General features: G+C 62.3%; 21 protein-coding genes and 2 pseudogenes. 7 read left to right on the forward strand and 16 right to left on the reverse strand.

The annotated features are described in order from the left end of the window. Nucleotides 1–33 precede the first annotated feature (33 nt). Nucleotides 34–1,506: a DHA2 family efflux MFS transporter permease subunit gene (locus GDR53_RS12180; RefSeq protein ID WP_332872322.1), complete on the reverse strand. Its 1,473-nt coding sequence runs from the start codon at nt 1,504–1,506 to the stop codon at nt 34–36. A gap of 513 nt (nt 1,507–2,019) precedes the next feature. Between GDR53_RS12180 and GDR53_RS12185 the strand changes: the two genes are divergently transcribed. Then, on the forward strand, nt 2,020–2,250 hold the full coding sequence (locus tag GDR53_RS12185; RefSeq protein WP_193334758.1) for a hypothetical protein: 231 nt from the start codon (nt 2,020–2,022) through the stop codon (nt 2,248–2,250). Nucleotides 2,251–2,406: 156 nt separating this feature from the next. Here the strand turns inward: GDR53_RS12185 and GDR53_RS12190 are convergent, their stop codons facing one another. Genes GDR53_RS12190 through GDR53_RS12200 form a run of 3 tightly spaced genes read right to left on the reverse strand, consistent with a single transcriptional unit; the run spans nt 2,407 to nt 5,221 of the window. Beyond that, complete coding sequence (locus GDR53_RS12190; protein WP_193334759.1) at nt 2,407–3,576, reverse strand: acyl-CoA synthetase; 1,170 nt, start codon at nt 3,574–3,576, stop codon at nt 2,407–2,409. Then, nucleotides 3,573–4,859, reverse strand: coding sequence for a GGDEF domain-containing protein (locus GDR53_RS12195; RefSeq protein ID WP_193334760.1), 1,287 nt, complete (start codon nt 4,857–4,859; stop codon nt 3,573–3,575). The genes GDR53_RS12190 and GDR53_RS12195 overlap by 4 nt, the downstream gene beginning before the upstream one ends. Nucleotides 4,860–4,867: 8 nt before the next feature. Next, nucleotides 4,868–5,221, reverse strand: a complete 354-nt coding sequence (locus GDR53_RS12200; protein WP_210321326.1) for a hypothetical protein — start codon at nt 5,219–5,221, stop codon at nt 4,868–4,870. 383 nt (nt 5,222–5,604) lie between these two features. Between GDR53_RS12200 and GDR53_RS12205 the strand changes: the two are divergent. Beyond that, nucleotides 5,605–6,512: pseudogene (locus GDR53_RS12205) on the forward strand (tyrosine-type recombinase/integrase). Nucleotides 6,513–6,515: 3 nt separating this feature from the next. Further along, nucleotides 6,516–7,706, forward strand: a complete 1,191-nt coding sequence (locus GDR53_RS12210) for an IS91 family transposase (protein ID WP_193334753.1) — start codon at nt 6,516–6,518, stop codon at nt 7,704–7,706. A 387-nt stretch (nt 7,707–8,093) separates the two neighbouring features. Here GDR53_RS12210 and GDR53_RS12215 read toward each other — a convergent pair whose 3' ends face one another. From GDR53_RS12215 to ltnD, 4 genes are all read right to left on the reverse strand, one after another. Beyond that, nucleotides 8,094–8,864: an EAL domain-containing protein gene (locus tag GDR53_RS12215; RefSeq protein WP_193334762.1), complete on the reverse strand. Its 771-nt coding sequence runs from the start codon at nt 8,862–8,864 to the stop codon at nt 8,094–8,096. A 470-nt stretch (nt 8,865–9,334) separates the two neighbouring features. Next, complete coding sequence (locus GDR53_RS12220) at nt 9,335–10,222, reverse strand: NAD-dependent epimerase/dehydratase family protein (protein WP_193334763.1); 888 nt, start codon at nt 10,220–10,222, stop codon at nt 9,335–9,337. Next, nucleotides 10,219–11,007, reverse strand: a complete 789-nt coding sequence (locus GDR53_RS12225; protein WP_193334764.1) for a hydroxypyruvate isomerase family protein — start codon at nt 11,005–11,007, stop codon at nt 10,219–10,221. The genes GDR53_RS12220 and GDR53_RS12225 overlap by 4 nt, the downstream gene beginning before the upstream one ends. Nucleotides 11,008–11,009: 2 nt before the next feature. Continuing rightward, on the reverse strand, nt 11,010–11,927 hold the full coding sequence (gene ltnD / locus GDR53_RS12230) for an L-threonate dehydrogenase (RefSeq protein ID WP_193334765.1): 918 nt from the start codon (nt 11,925–11,927) through the stop codon (nt 11,010–11,012). Nucleotides 11,928–12,073: 146 nt separating this feature from the next. On the opposite strand from ltnD, the gene GDR53_RS12235 reads away from it, so the two are divergent. From GDR53_RS12235 to GDR53_RS12250, 4 genes are read left to right on the forward strand one after another with little or no spacing between them, the layout of a single operon-like run. Next, nucleotides 12,074–13,096 (forward strand): LacI family DNA-binding transcriptional regulator, encoded by a 1,023-nt coding sequence (locus GDR53_RS12235; protein ID WP_193334766.1) that lies wholly within the window; start codon nt 12,074–12,076, stop codon nt 13,094–13,096. A 13-nt stretch (nt 13,097–13,109) separates the two neighbouring features. Further along, nucleotides 13,110–14,378, forward strand: a complete 1,269-nt coding sequence (otnK, locus tag GDR53_RS12240) for a 3-oxo-tetronate kinase (RefSeq protein WP_193334767.1) — start codon at nt 13,110–13,112, stop codon at nt 14,376–14,378. Next, a complete protein-coding gene (gene otnC / locus GDR53_RS12245) occupies nt 14,371–15,027 on the forward strand; it encodes a 3-oxo-tetronate 4-phosphate decarboxylase (protein ID WP_193334768.1) in 657 nt (218 codons plus the stop codon). Before otnK ends, otnC begins: the two co-directional genes overlap by 8 nt. 19 nt (nt 15,028–15,046) lie before the next feature. Beyond that, on the forward strand, nt 15,047–15,955 hold the full coding sequence (locus GDR53_RS12250) for an NAD(P)-dependent oxidoreductase (RefSeq protein WP_193334769.1): 909 nt from the start codon (nt 15,047–15,049) through the stop codon (nt 15,953–15,955). Nucleotides 15,956–16,003: 48 nt separating this feature from the next. On the opposite strand, the pseudogene GDR53_RS12255 reads toward GDR53_RS12250, so the two are convergent. The 8 genes and pseudogenes from GDR53_RS12255 to GDR53_RS12290 form a co-directional block, all read right to left on the reverse strand. Next, nucleotides 16,004–16,408: pseudogene (locus tag GDR53_RS12255) on the reverse strand (ABC transporter permease); the annotation flags it as partial. After that, entirely contained in the window at nt 16,371–16,811 is a 441-nt protein-coding gene (locus GDR53_RS12260) for an ABC transporter substrate-binding protein (RefSeq protein ID WP_193334770.1), read from the reverse strand. The pseudogene GDR53_RS12255 and the gene GDR53_RS12260, both read right to left, overlap by 38 nt. 8 nt (nt 16,812–16,819) lie before the next feature. Continuing rightward, nucleotides 16,820–18,121 carry a PQQ-dependent sugar dehydrogenase gene (locus tag GDR53_RS12265; protein ID WP_193334771.1) on the reverse strand — a complete coding sequence of 434 codons (1,302 nt, stop codon included), beginning with the start codon at nt 18,119–18,121 and terminating at the stop codon, nt 16,820–16,822. Nucleotides 18,122–18,871: 750 nt separating this feature from the next. After that, nucleotides 18,872–19,564, reverse strand: coding sequence for a PIG-L deacetylase family protein (locus tag GDR53_RS12270; protein WP_193334772.1), 693 nt, complete (start codon nt 19,562–19,564; stop codon nt 18,872–18,874). 4 nt (nt 19,565–19,568) lie between these two features. After that, the gene (locus GDR53_RS12275; RefSeq protein ID WP_193334773.1) at nt 19,569–20,840 is read right to left on the reverse strand and encodes an amylo-alpha-1,6-glucosidase; all 1,272 of its coding nucleotides are present in this window, start codon (nt 20,838–20,840) and stop codon (nt 19,569–19,571) included. 29 nt (nt 20,841–20,869) lie between these two features. Then, nucleotides 20,870–21,907: an ABC transporter ATP-binding protein gene (locus GDR53_RS12280; protein ID WP_193334774.1), complete on the reverse strand. Its 1,038-nt coding sequence runs from the start codon at nt 21,905–21,907 to the stop codon at nt 20,870–20,872. Nucleotides 21,908–21,918: 11 nt separating this feature from the next. Then, complete coding sequence (locus tag GDR53_RS12285) at nt 21,919–22,767, reverse strand: carbohydrate ABC transporter permease (protein ID WP_193334775.1); 849 nt, start codon at nt 22,765–22,767, stop codon at nt 21,919–21,921. Then, on the reverse strand, nt 22,764–23,609 hold the full coding sequence (locus tag GDR53_RS12290; protein ID WP_193334776.1) for a carbohydrate ABC transporter permease: 846 nt from the start codon (nt 23,607–23,609) through the stop codon (nt 22,764–22,766). The genes GDR53_RS12285 and GDR53_RS12290 overlap by 4 nt, the downstream gene beginning before the upstream one ends. Nucleotides 23,610–23,636 lie beyond the last annotated feature (27 nt).

A 23,636-nucleotide genomic window follows, 5' to 3' on the forward strand; every position in this document is an offset into this window, starting at 1 on the left:
CAAAGTTTGTGACAAGGGCCTCAGCGACCCACGTCATCCATCAACACTAGTCTTTTCACGCTGAGCAAGAGGCAACAGCGCCAACGCCAGCACCGTAAGAACCGCCACGAACGCCCACGCCTCATTTATTGACATCGTGATTGCCGCCTTCTGCACAAATGGGGCGACCAGAGCTTGATTTGCCTGATCGAATGAACCTGATTGTGCTGCCGTAAAAAGCCCAGCCGGAATGCCGATCGATGTTGCGGTGATTGCATCGCCTTCCATCAGTTTCCCAATGATATACTGGCTGTGGACGTCGGACCGGCCGTAGATGATTGAGTCTATGATTGCGAGCCCGATGGCGCCGCCGAGATTTCGCATGAGATTGAACAAGCCGCTCGCGTCAGGCACTTTTTCGCGTGGCAGACTACCAAGCGCCAGTCGCGTCGGCGGAAGCAAACAGAACATTATGGCTACGCCACGTAGGATTTGCGGAACCACCATCTGAGCGGCATCGGTCGACACGGTCTGGAAAGCGCTCGCGCTCATCCCCAAGGCGAACAACGCAAAGCCGGCGCCAATCAATATTCTCGGGTCGAAACGCTGCTCCAAATACACCGCTAACGGTGCGGTGGCTAACTGAGCCAAGCCTGTCACAAGCATGATCGAGCCGATTTCAAGCGCGTTGTGACCACGAACGAAACCGAGGAAAACCGGCATCAGATAGACAGACCCGAACAGCCCGATTCCGAGCACAAAGCTCAAAATACAGCCAACAAGGAACGGCCTATCGCCAAGGGTGCTGAGGTCCACTATGGGCCTATCCGCTGCCAGACTGCGAAGGGCAAAGCCGTATGCGCATATAATTGTGACAGCCAGCAACACAAGTACCAACGGTGAGGCCCAACCTTCATCGGGTGCCTGCTTGAGGCCAAGCTGCAGGCTTGCTAGTGCAATGGCGAGCATGACCAGTGACAGCCAGTCGAGCGTGCCAAGAACCGCCGGGTTAGGTTCGTCTTTCGGAAGAAACAGCGCAGCGACAAACCCTGCGACAATGCCTGGAGCAACATTGATCAGGAACAGCCAATGCCAAGAGTAGGTTTCCGTAATCCATCCACCTACAATCGGTCCAACAGTTGGCGCTAAGACGGCCAGCAAGCCGGCCAGTGTCGTGGCACGACCTTGGCTGCGAGCCGGAAACAAGACAAATACAGCCGAGAATACGGACGGAATCAGCGTCCCGCCCGCAAAGCCCTGTAGTACCCGCCAAATAACCAAAGACTCAAAATTGCTGCTGGCAGCACACCCGATTGAGGCAACACAAAACAAGGTGACAGCAATTACGAATAACCAGCGTCCTGTGAGCAGCCGGGTGAGATAGCCAGTTAGCGGAATGGCGATGACTTCCGCTATTAAATAGGCTGTCTGCAGCCAGCTCAGTCGATCGGGCTCTATGCCGACGGAGCTTTGTATGGCGGTGATCGAAGTCGCGACCACCTGCACGTCGAGGATCGCCATGAACATGCCGACGCACATGGCAATAAACCCTAGCCAAATGGTCGTTGACCTAAGCGTATTTGTCTGGTCTCGCATAAAATTATGCTCACTTCATTCGGACGGCGTTTTTTAGAAGAGGCGCTTCCGTATGATTTGCGCAAGCGAATTACATTGTCCGACCGTCAACTCGAACGCGAAAGCTGTTCCTCACGTGATCCATCCAAATTTCTCCATTGCAGCCTACACCGCCTCTTCAGCTGTTCAGGCTGCGTGACATCGCATGCTACCGCCAGCGCACTCCCCAGCGGTTCGAATCCCGCGCGGTGAATTTGCCATTGGTGGTTGTGTGAGGCTCAACCCTGTCGATGGGATTTCAGCAACACGTTACAGCATCGCAGGCTTCAAGCATTCAGGGAGACGACGATGAGGTGTGGCTGTTGTTGGGTCTGCCGTTGTTCCCGCTTAGAGCAGGTCGAACCTGCCGTTTCTCGACACGCTGGGCGCATCCATGCGACATGGATGTAAGATGGGAGAGCGGATGTGAATGATGATCAGATCGAATTGGCAGCCACAGGGCAGGCACTGAAGGCTCTCCTCGCAGTGCTGGCCTCGAACCGGGTTATAGACAGCGAGCATTGGAACGAACTAATCAGCGTTATGATTCGAGATATTCCAAACATTCAGGTCGAAAGCGTTGAAGACGACAATCAACATTTAACCGCGATTTCCGAGGCACTTAGATTTTATAAGGTTGCGATTCCGGCCACCTAAGCCGCAGCCACCATTTCATCGAACCGGTCCGGCGTCCGCCAGGCGGGCCGTGAGGCTCTCTGAGATCGACCCAGCGGTTCCAAAATGCTGTGCGGTGAAGTAATGGCCAGCCGCTGTTTGATGGTCAAGGCTCCCGCAGGATTGGGGCATAAACCATTAATCCCAGTCTTTTAACTTGCCCATTCCATTCCGCGGCAACACGTCCCCGAAGCTGAAATACCTCGGGCGTTCGTGAAACGGGAGGCGCGCCGAAGCCGTGAGCTCCAGCATACTTAGCAATTCGGAAGGGTTGCGATGATCTGGCGTGACAACGAACGCCTTCAAACGGCCATCCGCGGAAAGCCGGACCGCTGCGTCGACCACACCCACAACCTCCCGCAAGATGGCCGCTATGCGCTCTGGTGAGACGTTGTGCCCAGCGACCTGCACCGCACCGTCACGTCGGCCGGCCAGTCTCAAACTGCGATCGTCGATGCGCTCGACAAAGTCGGGTAGCGCAGCCACGGCGCCGCGGAGATCTACAAGCTGCCAGTCGCCGTCAGCCAGTGCCATCAAGTTCCAACGCGGGAGGAGGTGGTAGGCCATCGCGGGTACGTCCCGGATGGCGATCGCACCTGTCTCGGACGCGCCGTAAACGTCCACCAGCCGGGCCAGTCCAGCCACGATTAGTTCAGTGCCAATCGTCGTATCCAGCGCCCCACCCGAACTCACACCAATGACATCGGGGGGGAAGCGACGGGTTAGCCGTAGCAGGGCTCGCCATTGATCCGGAACCGCAACGACCAAATCGCCTGGCTGCAAACTGAGCGGTGTGCCGACTTTGCGCATGACCACGGGTATACCGAGCGCGTCTGGAAGCAGCGCCGTCCAGATCATGCCATATAGATGGTGTGCCGGGACCAATGCGACTACCCTGCGGCGCCCCTCGAGCAGCCCAGCGAGGAACGAGGCTTCTTCCAGTAGTTCCGATACTCGGTGGGGATAAGGTTGCGGCCTGTCCGTCGTACCTGACGATCGCACCGTAATAGACGCGTCCGGTTGGGAAATCCCCCGCATGATCAAGTCGATCCAGGCGCCAACCGTTTGCGGACTTTCCTCGCCAAGGATACCGTCATCGAGGTTGAAGGTCTCCGCCAGCGCCCCGAGGGCGCCAAGCTGTTCAAGCGAGTCCAGACCAATCCCTTCGTCACCGATAGGCATCGCTTCGGGCCAATCGCCAGATATTGACGGAACGAGGTCGCTTTCCCGAAGGCGACCAATCTCCGCGATGACCACAGCGCAGGTGATACGGTGAACGCTTGACCGCTTCAATTTGAGCAAGCTCAAGCTGCGCGGCCTTCCACGCGGTGCACGCGGTTTCGCCCGGCCCGCTTGGCGGAGTAAAGACGGGCGTCCGCAAGCGCGAGGAGGCCATCGATCGAGCCTTGCGCTTCGTCTATAGTCGCACAGCCGAAACTGGCTGTCGCTTCGACGATACCGATCGAGCTCGCAACGGTAAGTGCTGCGATGGCCTTGCGCATTTCTTCGGCGAGGGCGAGCGCCTCTTCACGATCAAAGCGCGGCAGCAAAGCGGCAAATTCCTCTCCTCCAAGCCGCGCAAATAAACCGCGCGGCGGGAGCAGCATTGCGCAGGCGGTCACCACGCCGCATAGCAGGAGATCGCCCACCGGGTGCCCATGAATGTCGTTAACTGATTTGAAGTGGTCTAGATCGAGGACTATCAGCGAGAATGGCTGCTGAAAATCACGCCAGTGCGTCTGTTCCTGCTGCATCGACTGGCTGAGATGCCGGCGGTTCGCGGCCCCAGTCAGAGGGTCGCTCATCAACAGCCGCTGTAGGTCGGCGGTCCCCTCGTTGTGTTGAGGGACATCCCGCAGCACCACAAAAAAGCCAGACCGCGTCATCTCACTTTTCGATCGCGCTACGACGAGACGCTGGCACCAGTAGTGTTCGCCGCCAGCACGCTGCTGCCACCCTTCCTGCAGGTGCCAACCATCGCGTTCGGCAATTTCGATTTGCTCACCCAAGCGCGGCACTTGCCCTGACGCTTCCGCTCCCAGAACCGTATCTAGATCCTGACCCGCGACTTCCAAATGGTCATGACCTGTCAGCTGAGTGAAGCAGACATTGGCGGATACGATCTTGCGGTCTGAGTCGATCTCAACCGTTGCGTAGCCGTTGACGCTGTCCAAAAGGGTAGCAAACCATGTATCCGCTTGGCGTAGGCGACGTTCCTGAACAACCTGCTCGCTGACGTCCGCGAGAGTCGCCATGAGCCGATCTGGCCCGAGTTTGACCAGCGTGCAGGACAGGACTTGCGGACTTCCCACTTTTCGCCCCGTTCCCAAATCCACATAGATTCGATGACCATCGCAGATTTTGCCTGTGTCGGGGCGAAAGTCGTTAGCAATACTGCGCAGCTCCGGAGCATGCTGTTCCAGTGCGGAGAACAGGTTGCTGGCATCGCGCGAGCCGGTGAGAGGCAGCAGATGCTGCATGGCGTGGGGATTGATCATCGCGATATCGCCCGCGGCGTTGCATTCGAGCAAGCCAACGGGACAAGCGTACAAGAACTCGAGTAGTTCTTCTTCACTCGACCGGTCAGACATCGCGTATCCTATCGCTCGACGAGAATGTAACGGCGCAAGCCACCGGCTCTTGCCAGCAAACGCAAGCGCACCCGTGTTGGCCGCATGCGCAGGGTCAAGACATAGGGAACTATGTCGTCCAGTTCGGGCTCGTCTTGAAAGCGTTGGGCCACCATGAAATTGTTCATGCACTGGGCCACTGCTTCAAAAAAATGAGCGCCAACTACCTGAGATGCGTCAAGCCCCGCCATGCGCGCTTCGGTCGCATTGTAGACGTTTACCGTTGTATCTTGTGAAAACCCAACGACGCCGTAGGGCAGCAAATTGTGCTCTGTCGCACTCATGGCTTCGAGCTCAGCGAGCGTTACCGCCTCAAAGCTCATTGTTGATCCTGCCAAGTCACCGCTCCTTTTGCCTTACAGTATGGGCGCCAGCCATTAACAAACCAACCCGGAAATAGCAGCGGCGTTTCGGGTGTTCCAACCAATCTGGCACCGGCAGCGCACGCCCGAACGGCCAAAAAATGGGTGCTGAGCCGCCTCGAGGTGACAACCGCTGGATGGCAGCTTGCATGAACTCTCGCTCAAAGCGCGAACGGCAAAGATGGGGTAGGTGTCGGACGGTCTTGTGTGGGGTGGAAGAACGAACCCGCTGGCGCGGGAGGGTGGCCGCTGTGGGATGGTGGCGGGCCCTGAAGTCCTCGCCTGATTGAGCATCCCCGCATTCAGGCGTTCCATTCGGCTCCTTCATTTCCAGGAGCCCAACGATGTCCACGATCCTTCCCAACACCTCTGTCAGTCCACTGCGCCAGAAGCTGATCGACGATATGACCATGCGGCATTTCTCGGTGGCGACCCAGCGCAACTACATCCGCGATGTGGGGGCTTCGCCAGTTTCCTGCGGCGGCCGCCGGATACCGCGACCACCGAGGATGTGCGCCAGTTCCAGCTGGCCCAGAGCGAGGCCGGCGTTCCGGTGCCCACCATGAACAGCGTGGTCTCGGCGCTGCGGTTTTTCTTCGCCAATACCCTCGACCGACCCGATCTGGCGCGCAAGCTGGTGCGGGCAAGACACCCCCGCAACCTGCCGGTGGTGTTGAGCCGCGACGAGGTCGCGCGTCTGCTCAACGCGACCACCAGCCTCAAGCACCAGGCGGCGCTGTCGGTTGCCTATGGCGCAGGATTGCGCGTCGGCGAAGTCGCCATGCTCAAGGTGCGCGATATCGACAGCGCGCGCATGCTGATCCGCGTCGAGCGCGGCAAGGGCGGGCGATACCGCAATGCCATGCTCTCGCCCGACCTGCTCACCCTGTTGCGCCAGTGGTGGCAGGATGGCCATCGCCAGGGTGTGCTGCATCGCGACGGCTGGCTGTTTCCCGGCCAGCATGCCCTCAAGCCGATCAGTACCAGGCAGCTCTATCGTGTCGTGGTCGAAGCGGCCCAGGCGGCCGAGATCACGAGGCGCGTCGGGCCGCATACCCTGCGGCACAGCTTTGCTACCCATCTGCTGGAGGACGGCGTCGATATCCGCGTGATCCAGGTGCTGCTCGGGCACAGCAAGCTCGAGACGACAGCACTCTATACCAAGGTGGCAACCCGCACGGTGCGGTCCGTCACCAGTCCGCTCGACCGTCTGGGCATCTTCGTTCCAACTGAGGCGCCGCCCGACGCCTGAGCGGTGCGCGCCATCATCGAGGTCGCCGATGTCTTCCGTTCGGCCGGTCCAGCCTACCGGCTCGCCCATGCCGGGCATCTGAGCCTGGACCAACTCAAGGTCATGTCGGCGATCGAGACCTGTCGCACCGCTGCCCTGGGCGGTCACGTTGAGGCCTGCACTGACTGCGGGCATCAGCGCATCGCCTATAACTCTTGCCGCAACCGGCACTGTCCCCGGTGCCAGGGCGCTGCCGCACGCACCTGGCTGGAGCAGCGCGAGGCTGACCTGCTGCCGGTCGGCTATTTCCACGTCGTGTTCACGCTGCCCGCCGAGATCGCCGATATCGCCTTCCACAACAAGGCGCAGGTCTATGACCGGCTGTTCAAGGCGGCGTCCGAGACCATGCTGACGATCGCCGCCGACCCAAAACACCTTGGCGCCCGCATCGGCATCACCGCTGTACTGCACAGCTGGGGCTCGGCAATGACCCACCATCCGCACATCCACATGATCGTGCCCGGTGGCGGCATCACGCCGGATGGAGGTTGGATATCATCGCGGCCGGCCTTCCTGCTGCCGGTGAGGGTGCTCGGCGCATTGTTCCGCCGCCTGTTCCTGACCCGGCTGCTCGAACTGCACGATGCTGGCCGGCTCACCTTCTACGGCAAGATGGCAGAGCTCAGCGATCGCCGTGCCTTCCAGCGTCACCTCGCGCCGGCCCGCAAGAAGCGCTGGGTGGTTTACGCCAAGCCGCCCTTTGCCGGGCCAGAGGCGGTGCTCGCCTATCTCTCCCGCTACACCCACCGGGTGGCGATCTCCAACAACCGCCTCATCGCCTTCGATGGGACTGCGGTGACCTTCCGCTACAAGGACTATCGCCGCACCGGCGCCGACCGGCAGCAGGTCATGACCCTGGCCGTCGACGAGTTCATCCGCCGCTTCCTGGTCCACGTCCTGCCACGCGGCTTCCACCGCATCCGGCACTACGGTCTGCTCGCCAGCTCCGCCCGTAAGGACTGCCTTGCCCAGGCCCGCAGTCTGCTCGAGGTCGCACCGGCGCCGGAGGACGCCGCGGTAACTCAGGAGACTGCCGATCCGCGGCCACCATGCCCGTGCTGTGGCGGCACTATGGTCATCATCGAGACCTTCGCCCGAGGCTGCAGGCCCCGCGCGCCGCCTGCAGCGACAGCCAAACCGGGAGAACGCCCATGACCCGGCATGATCCAATATCGGCCCAGACTGCGATGCCACCGTCGCGGCCTGCTGGAGATCTTGCCCCGCTCAATGGCCGGGCCATCATGGCACCCGCTATGGACCACATCTGCCGCCGCAAGCGCCCCTGCATCAGCCTCTTCATCGACCCGTTCGCCCCGGCCGTATCGCCTCCCGCACGCGCTCAGGGCCGTTCCCAAGCCGGCCAAATCCAGAATTACCCATAGCGCTGAGCCTGCGGATCGCGGGTTCGGTCATCCCAGACTTTCGGGCGCCTATCGGCAGCCGAAACTCTTCAGGGTTCCAGACAGTCCGCTTCTGGACGCGAGCGACAGGTTAGCAGCCGTTGGGCTGCCACTATTTAGAAATGGATTGGGTTGCAGAGAATTATGCTGCCTTTCGCGTAACCTCGGCCATAGTCTGAAATGTCTCGATCATCGGCTTCGCAAAATAGTAGCCTTGAATCAGCCTGATCCCGGCGCTTCTTAGCATTAGTAGCTCGGCCTCGGTCTCGACGCCCTCGCCCAGCACGGTAATGCCCAGCTGCCGCGCAATTCCGACGATGCCGGCGACGATAGCCTGCTTGGCCGGCGAGGAAGCGATCCCACGCACCAATACCATATCGATTTTGATCAGGTCGGTCTGAAACTGAGCCAATAGCGCCAGCCCCGCATATCCAGCGCCAAAATCATCCAGCGCCGTGGTGAATCCCATGCGCTTGTATTCGGCCACGATGTGCCGAATGTGGCTGACGTCTTCCATCCGCTCGTTTTCGGTGAACTCGAACATCAACCGGCTGGTGTCGAAGTGTGCCTTGGATGCCGCGCCCAGCGTTGCACGAATGCAGGCCTTTGGCTCATACACTGCATTGGGCAGGAAATTAATGGAGAGCTTTGCAGTCGGATCCGCCAGCTTCGCGCCCGCCAATTCGATCGCCTTGACCCGGCAGGCCTGATCGAAAGCATATCGGTTTTCGGGGGTGAGCTGGCTGAGCACCTGAAAGGCAGATTCGCCGGCGACGCCACGCACCAGTGACTCATAGCCCCAGATTGTCCCTGCCTCTACATCGACGATAGGCTGGAAGGCCATGGTGAAGGGGATGGAAAAATTGTTGGCGTCAGCATTGCGGCAGCCGTCGCAGCCCGTGGCAGAGCTCATGATGTGGTTTTTTCTCGTTGATGGATACATAGCCGACGCTAGGATCAGGATGTCACAGAGACATTACGGAAATATCACTCTCCCGTCGCCTTTGGTTTGAGCTGGAATCTGCGGCGCGACGCTGTTGACCTTATAAAAACCAACTGCCGTAGGTCGTGCGGCGCTAGCTCTCTGCCACTACCGCCACGGCGGTCTACCCAACCACGCTCATCGAACAGCCTAAGCATGGGGATGAAACTGGCTTGTTGGCATGACCGGAGTTGGGCAGTCTACGTTCAATAATAAACTCGCACATGGGGTCGGTAACTGCCAGGCAGAAACGCGCCCCATTGTGGTCGTTCAGACCGCCTTACCTTTGTCCTAAAAGTAGTCGCTCCGCTCAAGTCGAGGAAATGGCGATAACGCGACGTATTTCTGCCGTTCAGAGCGTTCGCAAGGGTCACCAAATCGAACGCCAGGATGTCTGGTGCCTAAACGTATTTGCGCCAGTTGTGTTGTTCCACAAAGCCCAGAACGTCCCGGATCTTGCGGTTGGAAATGGGCGCCTCCGACCCCGAGATCTCTCCGATAATGGGGGAGTTAGGGGCCCAGTCGCGCAGGAATTCAAGGGTTGGCGCGTTGGCCGTGATCTCGTCGTTGACGGCGTTGAAGACCTGGTAGCCCAGGCCGTCCTTGGCAATGCACAGATCGACGATCTGCCCGAGATCGCGCGCATCGATATAGCTCCAGGCATTGCGCTTGCGCGACGCTGGATCGGCCAGGAAGCGGGGAAACATGTCGTATTCGTGCGGCTCGATCACATTGCCGATGCGCAGGGCGTATATATCGTTGCCGCTCCGCATGGCAAAGGCACGTGCGGTCTTCTCGTTGACGACCTTGGACAGGCCATAGCTGTCCATCGGGTCGCTGTCATAGTCTTCGGTGAGCGGAAAGCTGTGAAAATCCTTGTCGCCCTCGGCAAAGCAAACTCCATAGGTGGTTTCGCTGGACGCGATGATCACCTTCTTGATCCCCAGCTTCACCGCCGCTTCGATGACATTGTATGTCGAGGTGACATTGGCGATGAAGGTGGTGTTGTCGGGCCGCAGCAGGACCCGAGGAACGGCGGCAAAATGGACGACGGCGTCCACCGGCGCCGGCCCGGTACCAGACGCAAACTCTGCCATGTCGAAATGCATTGACAGTGCATTGAACACCTGACCGCCGTCGGTGAGATCGGTCACCACGGTGTTGACGCCCTTGTGGTCGAGCGGCACAAGATCAAGGTTGAGCACGTCGTGGCCCCTGTCGAGCAGGTAGGGCACAACATGCCGTCCGGCCTTGCCGCTGCCGCCGGTAAAGACGATGCGCTTGCTCATAGTTTGTTCTCCATCACAGTAAGGTGGTCGCGCCAGACAAGGCCCATGACCGTATCGCCCTTTGGCCGATATTCGAGGCCGACAAAGTCGCGGTAGCCTAACGCATCGAGCTGTTGAAGAATGCCGATATCGTCGAGTTCGCCGCTGCCGGGTTCGTGCCGGTGCGGCACGGCCGCGATCTGCACGTGACCGATGATCGGCAGCAGCTTGGCAAGGCTAGTCAGCACGTCGCCGTGCAGGATCTGGCGGTGGTAGATGTCATATTGCAGCTTGAGGTTAGGCAGGCCTATCGCGCCGATCAGGTTGGCTGCCCAGGCAAAATCATTGAGAAAATAGCCCGGCATGTCACGGCCGTTGATCGGCTCGATGACGATCTCGATGCCAAGAGGCGCGGCTGCAGCGCAAGCCAGCGCGATGTTGTCGGAATAGGCCGCCACGGCATCCGCATCATCGCGCCGGCCATGGCCGCTCATCAGGTGCAGGCGGGCGGGCTTGAGCACCTTGGCATAGTCCATGGCCTGCGCCACCGATGCCGCAAAAGCCGCGCGCTGCGCCGGAACGGCTGCCATACCTCGGGCGCCGGCCGCCCAGTCGCCCGGGGGCAGGTTGAACAGGGCCAGCGTCAGCTTGTGGTGCTGGAGGCGCTCGGCAATCGCATCGACCGTATGATCATACGGAAAGAGGAACTCGACCGCCGTGAAGCCGGCATCGGCCGCCGCCGCAAAGCGGTCGAGAAATGCGTGCTCATTGAACATCATGGTCAGGTTTGCAGCCAGCTTGACCATGCTCAGGCGTCCGTTCTGGCGGGCAGGGCGATGCCGGTGATCTCTGCAATCAGCCGGGCCGGGGAGGCATCGTCGTCGCGCCCCATACCGGCGGCAGCCGTCATCAGGAACAGTTGCAGCGCCGAGGCTGCGATGGGCAGCGGAAAGGTTTCGGCGCGGCCGATATCGCTGACGATGCCGAGATCCTTGGTGAAGATGTTGACCGCGCTCCTCGGCGAATAATCGCCGTCGAGGATATGCGGCACGCGGTTTTCGAACATCCAGGAATTTCCGGCCGATGCGGTGATCACCTCATAGACCTTGGCGATATCGAGGCCCAGCTTACTGGCAAAGGTGATGGCCTCGCAGGCCGCCGCGATATGCACCCCGGCCAGCAGCTGGTTGACCATCTTGAACGAGGCGCCGATACCCGCCTCATCGCCCAGTTCGTAGACTTTGCCGGCCATGGCATCGAGCGCCGGTCGGGCGGCCGCAAACGCCTGAGGCGTGCCCGAGGCCATGAAGGTCAGTTCGCCCGACCCGGCGCGCGCCGCGCCGCCGCTCATCGGCGCATCTAGGTAGAGCAGGCCAGTCTCGGCACAACGCGCCGCGAGCGTCCGGGCCACGGCAGGCGCCATGGTGGCGCAGGAGATGATGACGCTGCCCGGCTGCATCGCCGGGACAATGCCGGAGGGCCCAAACAGCACAGTCTCGGTCTGGCCTGAATTGACCACCACGACGGCCACGATGCTGGCCGAGGCGGCCGCATCGGCGGGGCTGTGGCCGACCACGCCGCCTGCGGTCGCCAGGGCTGAAGTTGCGGCGGGCGTGACGTCAAAGCCGCGCACTACATGGCCTGCGCGCAGCAGGGATTGTGCCATGCCCAATCCCATCGATCCTAGGCCGATAACGGCGATCGTGTGCGAAGTGCCTGCGGACATTTCTGGTTCCTCATCTGCGGCGGCTGACGAACACCGGTTGCCGATGGCTGCCAATCAGTCTTATGGTAGCGCTGTCATTGTTGGCGATCATGGCCCGATCGCGGCCCTGGTGTCAATCAAGTCAACAGCGCTAAGGCAGTCCGTGTATGGGTGGCAAACGATTGGCAGGACGGCGGCAGGGCGTGACCCTCAGCGAAGTGGCACTCCGTGCAGCGGTCAGCGAAATCACGGTGTCGCGCATCTTGCGCAACACTGGCCCGATCGCTGAGGCTACCCGCTTGCGGGTGCTCGAGGCGGTGCGCGAGACCGGCTACGTGCCCAATCGCCTGGCGGGCGGGCTAGCATCCTCCGGCTCCAAACTGGTTGGCGTCATCGTCCCATCGCTGACCAATGTCGTGTTCCCAGAAGTGCTGGGCGGCATCCGCTCGGCTCTGATTGGTACGGGCTTTCAGGCGGTGATCGGCGTCAGCGACTATGACTTGGCTGTCGAGGAAGAACTGGTCGCCTCGCTGCTCGCCTGGCGGCCCGAGGCCATGCTGATTGCCGGCTTCGAGCATACGCTGGCGGCCCGCGCCATGCTCGACAACAGCGGCGTCCGCGTCGCCGAACTGATGGATATCGACAGCGCGCCGATCGATCTGGCGGTCGGCCATTCGCACTGGCAGGCCGGCCATGACAGCGGGCGCTATCTGCTGGACCGCGGCTACACCAGGTTTGGCTATGTCGGGCATGACTGGCTGGCCGATCGCCGGGCCAGGCTGCGTCATGATGGACTGGTGGCGGCGCTGGCCGAAGCAGGCCTGACGCTGGTCGAGAGCCAGCGCAACGATGGGCCAAGCTCGACACATGCCGGGCGTGACACGCTTGCAGCGCTGCTGGCGCGCGGCTCGGGACTCGATGTCGTGGTGTTTTCCAATGACGACATGGCCGTCGGGGGGGTGTTTCATTGCCTCGGCGCCGGCATCCGGCCCAAGACAGACTTGGCGCTGTTTGGCTTTAATGGCGTCGATATCGGCCAGGCTCTGCCCATGCCACTCTCCACCATGCGGTCCAATCGCTTCCTGACCGGAAAGACCGCCATCGAGCGCGTGCTGGCGCAGCGCGAGCGGCCCGGGCAAACCGAAATCATCGACACGGGCTACCAGATCCTGCCCGGCGCAACCGCCTGAAACGAGGACCCCAATGCTGCTTGGCGCTATAGCCGATGATCTGACCGGAGCCACTGACCTGTCCCTGATGCTTGCGCGCAACGGCATGAAAACCGTGCAATATGTTGGAGTACCCCAGGCCGGTGCCGATTTTGGCGATGCCGAAGCCCTAGTGGTGGCGCTCAAGTCGCGCACGATTGCCGCTGGTGATGCCATTGACATGAGCCTTGCCGCAGCGCGGGCCTTGCTGGCTGCCGGGGCCAGGCAGATCCTGTTCAAATATTGCTCGACCTTTGACTCCACTGATGCGGGCAATATCGGCCCGGTCGCCGATGCGCTGCGCGATCTGCTGGGCGGCGGGATTGCGATTGCCTGTCCAGCCTTTCCCGCGGCGGGCCGGTCTGTCTATCAGGGCCACCTGTTCGTGGGTCACACACTGTTGTCGGACTCGCCGATGAAGGACCACCCGCTGACGCCGATGCGCGACGCCAATCTCGTTCGGGTGCTGCAGAGGCAGACACGCCACACAGTGGGCCTGCTGCCGCTGAATGTGGTGGCCGCGGGTCCACACGCGGTGCAGCTCGCCCTGGCCGAGGCCGCCAAGTCGGGCCACGGGATGATGATTGCCGATGCCGTGGCGGATGCCGACCTGCGAGTGCTGGGCACGGCGCTGGCGGAGGCGAGGCTGATCACCGGCGGCTCGGGGATCGCAATGGGCCTGCCGGACAACTTCCGGCGCCAAGGCCAGATCGGCACGACGCCGCTCCCCGCCCGCATGACCGCGCCTGCCGGGCGCTCAGTCATCCTCGCCGGATCCTGCTCGGCGGCGACCCGCGGGCAGGTCGCTGGAGCCATCGCCGCGGGCATTCCGGCGCTCCGCCTTACCCCGCTCGATATCGCGGCTGGAACCCAGGATGCGGCCGGCGTGGCGCAATGGGTTTTGGCCCAAAACGCAAATGCACCGGCACTGGTCTATTCAAGCGATGACCCAGCGTCGGTCCGCCTTTCGCAATCAAGCCTCGGTGTCGAGCGGGCAGGCGCGCTGGTGGAAGAGCTACTGGGCGCCGTCAGCATCATTCTGCGCAATAGCGGATTTTCGCGTTTCCTCGTTGCCGGAGGAGAGACCTCGGGCGCGGTGGTGGCGGCCTTGGGGGCCCAGGCGCTGCGGATCGGTCCCGAGATCACCCCCGGCGTTCCCTGGACCCGCAGCATCGGCGTGCCCGATCTGGCCCTGGCTCTCAAGTCAGGCAATTTCGGCGACCCTGACTTTTTCCTCTCCGCCTGGGACAAGCTTGATGACTGACTCCATCCGACATGCCGAAAACCTCGCCCGTACCGACATCGTCAGGGTCGGCAAATCCCTGTTCGAGCGCGGCCTGACCTTCGGGTCGACCGGCAATATCAGCGTTCGGCTCGACGACGGGGGCTGGCTGATGACCCCGACCAATGCCTCGCTCGGCGACCTCGATCCAGCGCGGCTGTCGCTGTTTGACAACACCGGGCGCCATGTCGGGGGCGATGCGCCCACCAAGGAAGGCGCGCTGCATCTGGCCATGTATGGCCAGCGCCCGGATGCGCGAGCCGTGGTGCATCTGCATTCGACCCATTCGGTGGCGGTGAGCCTGCTCGAGGGTATCGATCCGCTGGACGTGCTGCCGCCGCTGACGGCTTATTATGTGATGCGCGTCGGCCGGCTGCCGCTGGTGCCCTACCTGCCGCCCGGTGATGCGGAACTGGCCCGGGCCGTCGGTGCCCTCAGCGGCGCCCATCATGCGGTGCTGCTGGCAAATCATGGGCCGGTGGTGGCGGGCACCAGCCTCGCCAACGCGCAATATGCAACCGAGGAACTGGAGGAAACCGCGCGCCTGTTCCTGCTACTGGGCACGCGGGTGATCCGGCCGCTGACCCCGCAGCAGGTCGCCGACCTGCGCCAACGCTTTGATCTCAAATAGTCTCAACAAGGAATTCGACATGTCTGACGTTTCTCGCACCGCTGACACAATCGGCTTTATCGGCCTTGGCCTGATGGGCCATGGCATGGCCAAGAATATCGTGGAAAAGGGCTATGCCCTGACGACGATGGGCCACCGCAATCGCACCCCGGTCGACGATCTGGTGGGGCGCGGGGCAGTCGAGGCCGCCTCGGTAGCCGAGCTGGCCGGCCGCTCCGACGTTGTCTTCCTCTGCGTTACCGGCTCGACCGAAGTCGAGGCGCTGGTGCGCGGCCCCGACGGGCTGCTCGCTCATCTCAAGGCCGGTTCGGTGGTGATCGATTGTTCCAGCTCGGATCCAACCTCGACCGTCAAGCTGGGCGCCGAGCTCAAAGCCGCCGGCATCGACTATGCCGACGCGCCCCTGAGCCGGACCCCCAAGGAAGCCTGGGAAGGCACGCTCGACACCATGGTGGGCGCTGAAGAGGCCGTGTTTGCGCGCATTGCACCGGTCCTTGGCACCTGGGCCGGCAAGATCGTCCATATCGGCGGAGTTGGGGACGGGCACCGCATGAAACTGCTCAACAATTTCATTTCGCTGGGCTATGGCGCGATCTATGCCGAAGCGCTGGTCCTGGCCGACAGGGTGGGCATTTCAGCCGATCGGCTCGACCAGGTGATCCGGGGCGGGCGCATGGACTGCGGCTTCTACCAGACATTCATGCGCTACACGCTCGAGGGCGACCGCGACGCGCACAAGTTCAGCCTCGCCAATGCGTTCAAGGACCTGCGCTATCTCGAAGCGATGGCCGATGGGGCAGGGCTGGTCAATGTGGTGGGCAATGCGGTCAAGAATTCCTATGGCGTCGCCATCGCCGCAGGCGGGGCCAAGGACTATGTGCCGATGCTGCCCGACTATATCGACCGGCTGAACGGCGGCACGAAATAACCAAGAAAATGAGCTCCCCCTCCCGGTGCGGGAGGGGGCGTGCGGGCCTCAGTCGGACGAACGCAGCTGGCGGATCCGTTCGAAGGCGACAGCGATGATGATCGATCCGCCGATGAACGTGCCCTGCCAGAAGGCGTTGATCCCCAGCAGACCCAGGCTGTTGCGGATCACCTCGATCAGCGCCGCGCCGACCAGGGCGCCGATCGCCGTGCCCACGCCGCCGACGAGGCTGGCTCCGCCGATGACCGCCGCGGCGATCACCTGCAGCTCCATGCCGGTGCCGATATTGGTCGTCACCGCGCCCAGCCAGCCGGTCTAGATGATGCCGGCTATGCCTGCCGACAGCGCCGACAGCATATAGACCACGACCTTGACCTGCCGCACCGGGACGCCGGTCAGCGTTGCCGCACTCTCGTTACCGCCGATCGCATAAAGATGGCGGCCAAACTTGGTCCGGGCTGCCCGCTACGGCGGTAGTCCTGCCCTTGAGGTCGACAACGGTCTGGATCGGACTGTCGGCGGCAACCATAAGACCGCCCACCGCCAGCGAATGGGGCACCATGGTGACCATATTGCCAGCGGCGCGCTGGCTGGAGACCCAGACGAAATCGGACAGGATGACGTCGACGGCGCCGGTCAGCAGCGCGACCTGCCCGGCCCGGCTATCGGCCAGCGGCCGGATCTGCAAGTTCACCCCATGGCTGGCGTCGAGACCTAGCCGCTTGATGGTCTCGATCTCCCACTGCACGGTGCCGCTTTCATGCACACCGACGGTCAGAACCTCCTGCGCACCAGCAAGGGCGATAGTGCCGGCTAGGATCAGGCCGGCAAGAATGGTTGCTAAGACATAGCGCATGGCGGCGATCAGGCGCCGGTCACGCGCCAGATGACGTCGCCGACGTCATCGGCCATCAGCACCGCCTTGTCCGCCGCAATCGCCACGCCCACCGGCCGCCCATAGGAGAATTTCTCGTCCGGCGACAGGAAATCGGTGAGAATATCCCGCGGCACGCCGACCGGCTTGCCATTCTCTAATGCCACGAAGGTCATCTTATAGCCGCTCAGAATGCTGCGGTTCCACGAGCCGTGCTGGCCGATCGCCATGCCGGCCGGCAAGCCGGGCAAAGTCCCTTCCGGCAGATAGCAGAGGCCGAGCGACGCGGTATGGCCGCCCAGCGCATAATCGGGATGGTCCTGCTTGGCGGCAGGATGGGCCGGGTCCTGCTTCACGCGATCGTCGACCACGCCCCAATAGGAATAGGGCCAGCCGTAAAAGCCGCCGTCGCGCACCGAAGTCAGGTAATCGGGGGGCGTCTCGTCGCCCAGGCCATCGCGCTCGTTGACCACGGTCCAAAGAGCGCCGGTCGTCGGCTCCCACGCCATGCCCACCGGGTTGCGCAAGCCACCGGCAAATACGCGGGACTGGCCGGTGACGAGGTCGAGTTCGTGGATGCAGGCGCGGTCGATCTCGACCTCCATGCCCAGATCCCCGATATTGCTCATCGAACCGACCGCCACATAGAGCTTGGTCCCGTCCGCGCTGGCAATGAGATTGCGCGTCCAGTGCCCGCCCGGCTTGCAATCCATCAGCTTGCGCCCCGGCGCTGTGATGCGCGTGGCGCCGGCCTCGTAGGGATAGGCGAGCACGGCATCGCTGGCGCCGACATAGAGCGTGTCGCCGATCAGCACCATGCCGAACGGCTGGCGCACGCCCTCGATGAAAGCATGGCGGATTTCAGCGACCCCGTCGCCATCGCTGTCGCGCAGCAGGGTGATGCGATTGGGGCTGGTGCCCGACGCGCGCGCCCGCTTCATGGTGACGGACATGGCGTGGCCGAACACGCCGCTCGGCTTGCCGTCTTCGCCCATCGATTCGGCGACCAGCACGTCGCCATTGGGCAGCACATGCATATGGCGCGGATGATCGAGGCCGGTTGCGAAAGCGTCGACCTTGAGGCCCGCAGCCGCCGTCGGGGTGCGACCGTTTTCCCAGCCCTTGGCCGTCGGCATTTTGAGCGTCGGAATACTGCCCTGGGCCTTGGGCGCAGGAATGACCGGCGCCGGGCCGAACACCGGCGGACGCGGACCGTCCCCGCGATGTCGGATAGCAACGGCCACGGCACCGATACCGGCAACAATATTGGCAAAGATGGAATTCACGGTCACGGGGATTACTCGATCAGGATAAGGTGGGGATCGACTGGCGCAGCGCCAGCAATTACCACGCTCCGGCGTCGGGGACTAGGGCGAGCGCCAGCCATCTGCGCGATCTGCAGCAGCGCCGATACCCACGCCCCTCCTCCAACACTTGCAAACCGCCTGGCGCCCACCTGCACGATTCTGCCATCCAGGCCCACCCCAAGGCCCCTGGACCGACCCGCATAGCTCGACCCGGCTAGGAAATCCCCCGAAGCCACCCGCGACATACCGACCGCTTCGCCGAGAACCTCGAAGGTAAGCACGACGCCCGTGACATCGAATCTCTGATGCCCCTGTCGCTGACCAAGTAACTACCCACCGACTGCTCTCCACCCCATTTGCGCCGCCCGCCGCTCCTTCGAGGGGCGGCAGTTTTTGGGAAGCCGCCGAAGGGTCCCGGATGGCCGAATTGGGGTCGACAACTGCCAGGCAGAAACGCGCCCCATTTCAGCCATTTAATCAGTCTCTCCGACTTCCTAGAAGCAGACCGTCCGCTCAAGTCGTGGCCATATTTACGGCGCTCTAGATCTCACTCGAACCACGATCAGCTGCAAAAGCGTGTTCACGGGAGAACAGGCAATGCACACGGGGGTTTAGTTCTCGGCCATTTTCCAGACCACCGCTCCAGCTCCTTTGTGCCTTGTGGGGCCTCTGCCGTTCGTCTGGTGCGCTGAAACAACACGTGGACGCAAAGCCTGAGACCTCAACTGGGGTGGTTCACCCTCGGCTCACGCTTGCTCGGTTGACGACTGGTCTGACCATAGGTGCCTTTGGGAGCAGGTCCCTGATGTCGACGAAGGGGAAGACAGGTTCGAAGCGGAAGGCTTCGGCGTGGCTGCCTTCGGGCGCATTGGCCTGACTGGCGCGGAATGCCGAAAGCACGCGGGACGCGCTGACAAAGCGGTCCGGATCCTGCGAAGCGTGACACCGGATGGCCGCATCCTTGGCCTCGACATGGGCCGTGATGTCGACATAGTGCGTCGGGCTGGCGCCCACGCCGCGCAGCGTGTCGCAATGAAGCACAGGCGCCGCGAAGGACGCGGCGATGCGCACGCCTTCGCTCAGGGCCCGGTGGTCGCCGTGATAGTCATTGGCAGCGTGGGTGATGATGAGATCGGGCGAGGCGCGCTCGATCGCGCCCTTGAGCGCCTTGACGAGGGTGGCATCGGCGACCAGTTCCCCATCGGGCAGGTCCAGAAAGTGCAGATCCGCATTGAGCAGGCCTGCGGCAGCCTCTGCCTCTGCCTTGCGGGTGGCGCGGAGATGGCCCGGAGCGCCCCGCCCGCCGCGCGTGCCGTCGGTGACAATGACATAGGCGAGTTGGTCGCCCCGCGCCGCCAGGGCGGCGAGCGTGCCAAACATGAAGATCTCGATGTCGTCGGGATGCGCACCGATGGCGAGCACGTTCATGGGGTCAGGCCTCGATGAATTCCAGGACCATGGCCGCCGTCCAAGTGAAGCGCCCGCCGCCACAGGGTTCGGCGGTGATCGGATCATAATATTCAGCAAAACCCGACTCGATAATGAGGTCAAGGCTTGAGCGCCTGATGTGGTCGGCCACGGCGCGCTCGCCGCTGGCGGCGAGGCCATCGGCGATCATGTAATTGGTCACCAGCCAGACCGGCCCGCGCCAGTAGCGCTTGGCCTCGAAGCGCGGGTCGTCCGGGTCCTGGCTTGGCACGATGAACTTCACCTTGTCCGACCATCGTTCGATGGTGCGCGCAATCGCGGCCGCGCGACCGGCGGGAATATCAGCCAGCGCCGGCAGCATGCCGCCCAACGAGGCGCTGTCGATCAGCTTGCCCGTGGTCCGGTCCTTGCAGAGATACAGGCCGTGGCTGTCGCTCCACAGGCCTTCGAGCGCAGCGATACCCTTCTTGGCCCGCGCCCGATTGGCGGCGCCAATCTGCCTCTCGCCCAGCGCTTCTGCCAGATCGGCGAGGTCCGCACAGGCACGAATGAGGATGGCATTGAAGCCGGGGTCGATTACCTGGAAAGGCGAAGCATCGTGCAGCTTCGCATTGTCCCAACCCAGCGATCTGAACTTTTCGACCAGCCAGAGGTAGCGGTCATATTGCGCCTTGGTCGGCCGGTGGGCGGGGTCGGCATGCTGGGTGTCGCGACGGGTATAGGGCGTGATGCCCTCGGTCGGAACACGCTCGAAGGCTTCGTCCCAATCCACTGAATTGTCGCGGCCCGCTTCCCAGGGATGAAGAATGGCGACCAGCCCTTCGGCCCGGGGATCGCGGTAGCGATAGAACCAGTCATGCCACCTGTCGATTTTGGGCAGCAGCAGCCGGGCTTTCTCCTCGGCCAGCTTTCTGTCCTTGGCGCGCTCGAACAGGCGTTTGACCGCAAAGCCCGCCACCGCCGGCTGGGTGAGGCCTGACGTCGGCGTCGGGCGCTTGGTGTCCCACACGCCCGGACCTGGAAAGTAGCCATCCGAATACACATGGAAGACGATATGCGGCACCATGCCGTCGGGCCATTGGTGCTCGAACAGGGTCTCGATTTCCTGCCAGGCACGGGCTTCGTCGAAATGGGCCTGACCCAGCGCGGTGAGGCAGGAATCCCAGTTCCACTGGAAAGGATAGAGCCCTTTCGTGGGTACGGTATAGGTGCCTTGGTCGTTCTCCTTGAGAACGTCGATGGCCAAGGTGCGCAATGCGGCAGTATCGGTCTTCATGAACCAGCTTTCGGCAATTGGGTTGAGTGTCAGACGGCCAGCGCTGTTTCGGGGTCGAACCAGCGGACGCGATCGGGCTTGGGTGCTAGGCGCAACTGATCGCCTGGAGCCACCTTGAGGTCGCTGTCGAGCACCGCGCGGAAAAGTTTTCCTGCCACCTCGGTCGTGACTAGCGTATGCGCGCCCAAGGGCTCGACAACGCGCACAGTTGCGGCAAAGCCGTCCGATGCGATCTCGACGTCCTCGGGGCGGATGGCAAATTCGAGACTATCGCCGACCGCCGGGCCCGCCAGCGTGACCCCCGCCACTTCAAACTGGCCGTTGGCGCCACGGGTGGCCGGCAGGAAGTTCATCGGCGGATTGCCGATGAAGCTGCCCACAAAGCGCGCCGCCGGGTTGCGGTAAACCTCAACCGGGCTGGCGGCCTGCACGATCTTGCCGCCATTCATCACCGAGATGCGATCGGCCAGCGACATGGCTTCAACCTGATCATGGGTGACATAGATGGTGGTGGTCTTGCTGTCGGCGAGCACGCCTTTGAGTTCGGCGCGCATCTCGAGACGCAGCAGCGCATCGAGATTGGACAGCGGCTCGTCCATCAGGATCACATCCGGCTCCATGGCGAGCGCCCGAGCCACGGCAACACGCTGGCGCTGCCCGCCCGACAACTGGCCCGAATAGCGCTTGAGGAGCTGCTCGATATGCATGAGTTCGGCGGTGCGATTGACCCGCCGATCGATTTCCGCCTGGGGCAGCTTTTTCATCCGCAGGCCAAAGGCGATGTTCTCGAAGACCGTCAGATGCGGGAACACGGCATAGTTTTGGAACACCATGGCGATACCGCGCTCGCGCGGCGGCAGGTGGTCGACGCGACGCCCGCCGATCCACACCTCGCCATGGCTCGGGGTTTCGAGCCCGGCAATGATGCGCAAAAGCGTGGTCTTGCCGCAGCCCGAGGCGCCGAGCAGGACCATGAACTCCTGGTCGGCAATGGTGAGGTCGATGGAATGCAGGGCGGTAAAGGCCCCGAAGCGCTTGGCGGCGTTCTTGATGACAATTTCAGCCATGGATCTCTCCTTTACCTGTTGGCGATGCCCCACATCGCAAACAGGTATTTGCGAACGGCGAAGATGAAGATGAGTGCGGGCACGACGAGCGCGGCGCCACCGGCGAACTTAAGATGAAGCGGCGACACGTTCAGGTTTTGGATCAGGAATGCGGGCAGCGTCCGGTTCTCGATGGTCAGCACCGCCGCGGCAAAGACCTCGTTCCAGGAAATGGTGAAGGCAAAGACTGCCGACGCAGCGATCCCGGGCAGGACGAGCGGCAGAACAACCTTCTGAAACGCCTGCCAGCGATTGCAGCCAAGCGTCCAGGCGGCCTCCTCGAGTTCCAGCGGGATGCCCGAAAAGAGCGAGAAGGTGATCAAGACGGCAAAGGGAATGGCCAGCACGGTATGGACGAGCGCCAGCCCGATCGCTGTATCGTCCAGCCCGGTCCGGATGAACATGACCGCCAGTGGCAAGGCCAGAAGCGGCAACGGGAAGGCCCGGGTCATCACCACCAGCATGCGGAACACTTCCTTGCCGGGGAATTCAAAGCGCGAGAGGGCATAGCCAGCCGGCGCACCAATGCCGATGGAAAGCACCATGGTGAGCACGGCGACGAGCACGGAGTTCCAGAGCGCGCGTCCGACACCCGAAAATCCGGCGAAGAACTGCAGCGAGGAGAAGTCAAAGCCCGGCAGACCAGTCTTGGGGAAGCCACTGACCTGGCTGGGCGAGGAGAGCGCGTTGACCATCAGCAGATAGATGGGCACCAGCACCCAGGCGCAAATCAGGAGCACGCAGGCCCAGAACAGGAACTTGCCCGCCCGGCGCGCCGACTGCACAGTGGAAGGGACGTCGTTGGTCTTGGCGGCACTCATATCGTGGCCCCCTTGGGAACGCGCAGCACGCGCAGGTAAAACAGCGTGGCGATAATCGAAATGCCCAGAATGACCAGCGCATAGGCCGAGGCCACGTTGCGATCCTGCAGCGCGAACTGCCAGTTATAGGTCTCGCCCATGAGGACGGGCAGCGTCGTGCCGCCCAAGGCTGTGACCACGGCGAACACCTCGAAGGCTGCCAGCGTGCGCAGGATCAGGGCCGATTGTAGGCTTGGGCGCAGCATGGGCAGGGTGATCTTGATAAAGCGCTGCCAGGGGCTGGCGCCGAACACTTCCCCAGCTTCATAATATTCCTTGGGGATCAGGCCCATACCGGACACCAGGATCACCATCATGATGGCGGTGGCGCGCCAGATTTCGGCGAGAACAACGGCCAGAAAGATCACCCAGATGTTCTGGTAGCCCAAAAAGAGGATGGGCTGATCCACCACGCCAAGGCCGTTCAGCAAGGAATTGAGGAAGCCCGACTGCTCGAAGATGGCCAGCCAGACAATGCCTGCTGCCAGGTCCGACAGACCGAGCGGTATGGAGAAGATGTAAAGGATCGCGTTGCGGCCCCGTTGCAGCTTGGTGACGATCGACGCCATCGACAGCGCCATGGCAAGCTGGATAGGCACGACGACGGCGGCGAGCAGTAATGTCCACCCGAGCGCGGAGCCGAATTTCCAGTGTGTCGCCATGGTCGTGAGGGGCTGCAGCGAAAAGCCGCCGTCACGGGTAAAGGCCAGCACCGCGATCTCGACAAAGGGATAGACGAAAAAGACCAGCAGGAAGACCGTTGCCGGCAGTAACAGCAGATAGGGCAGCACTTTGGCTTGCATGATCTTGTTCCGGGATCTGGTCACCAC

Origin of the sequence: Devosia beringensis, assembly GCF_014926585.1 — a bacterium.
Classification (GTDB): Bacteria; Pseudomonadota; Alphaproteobacteria; order Rhizobiales; family Devosiaceae; genus Devosia; species Devosia beringensis.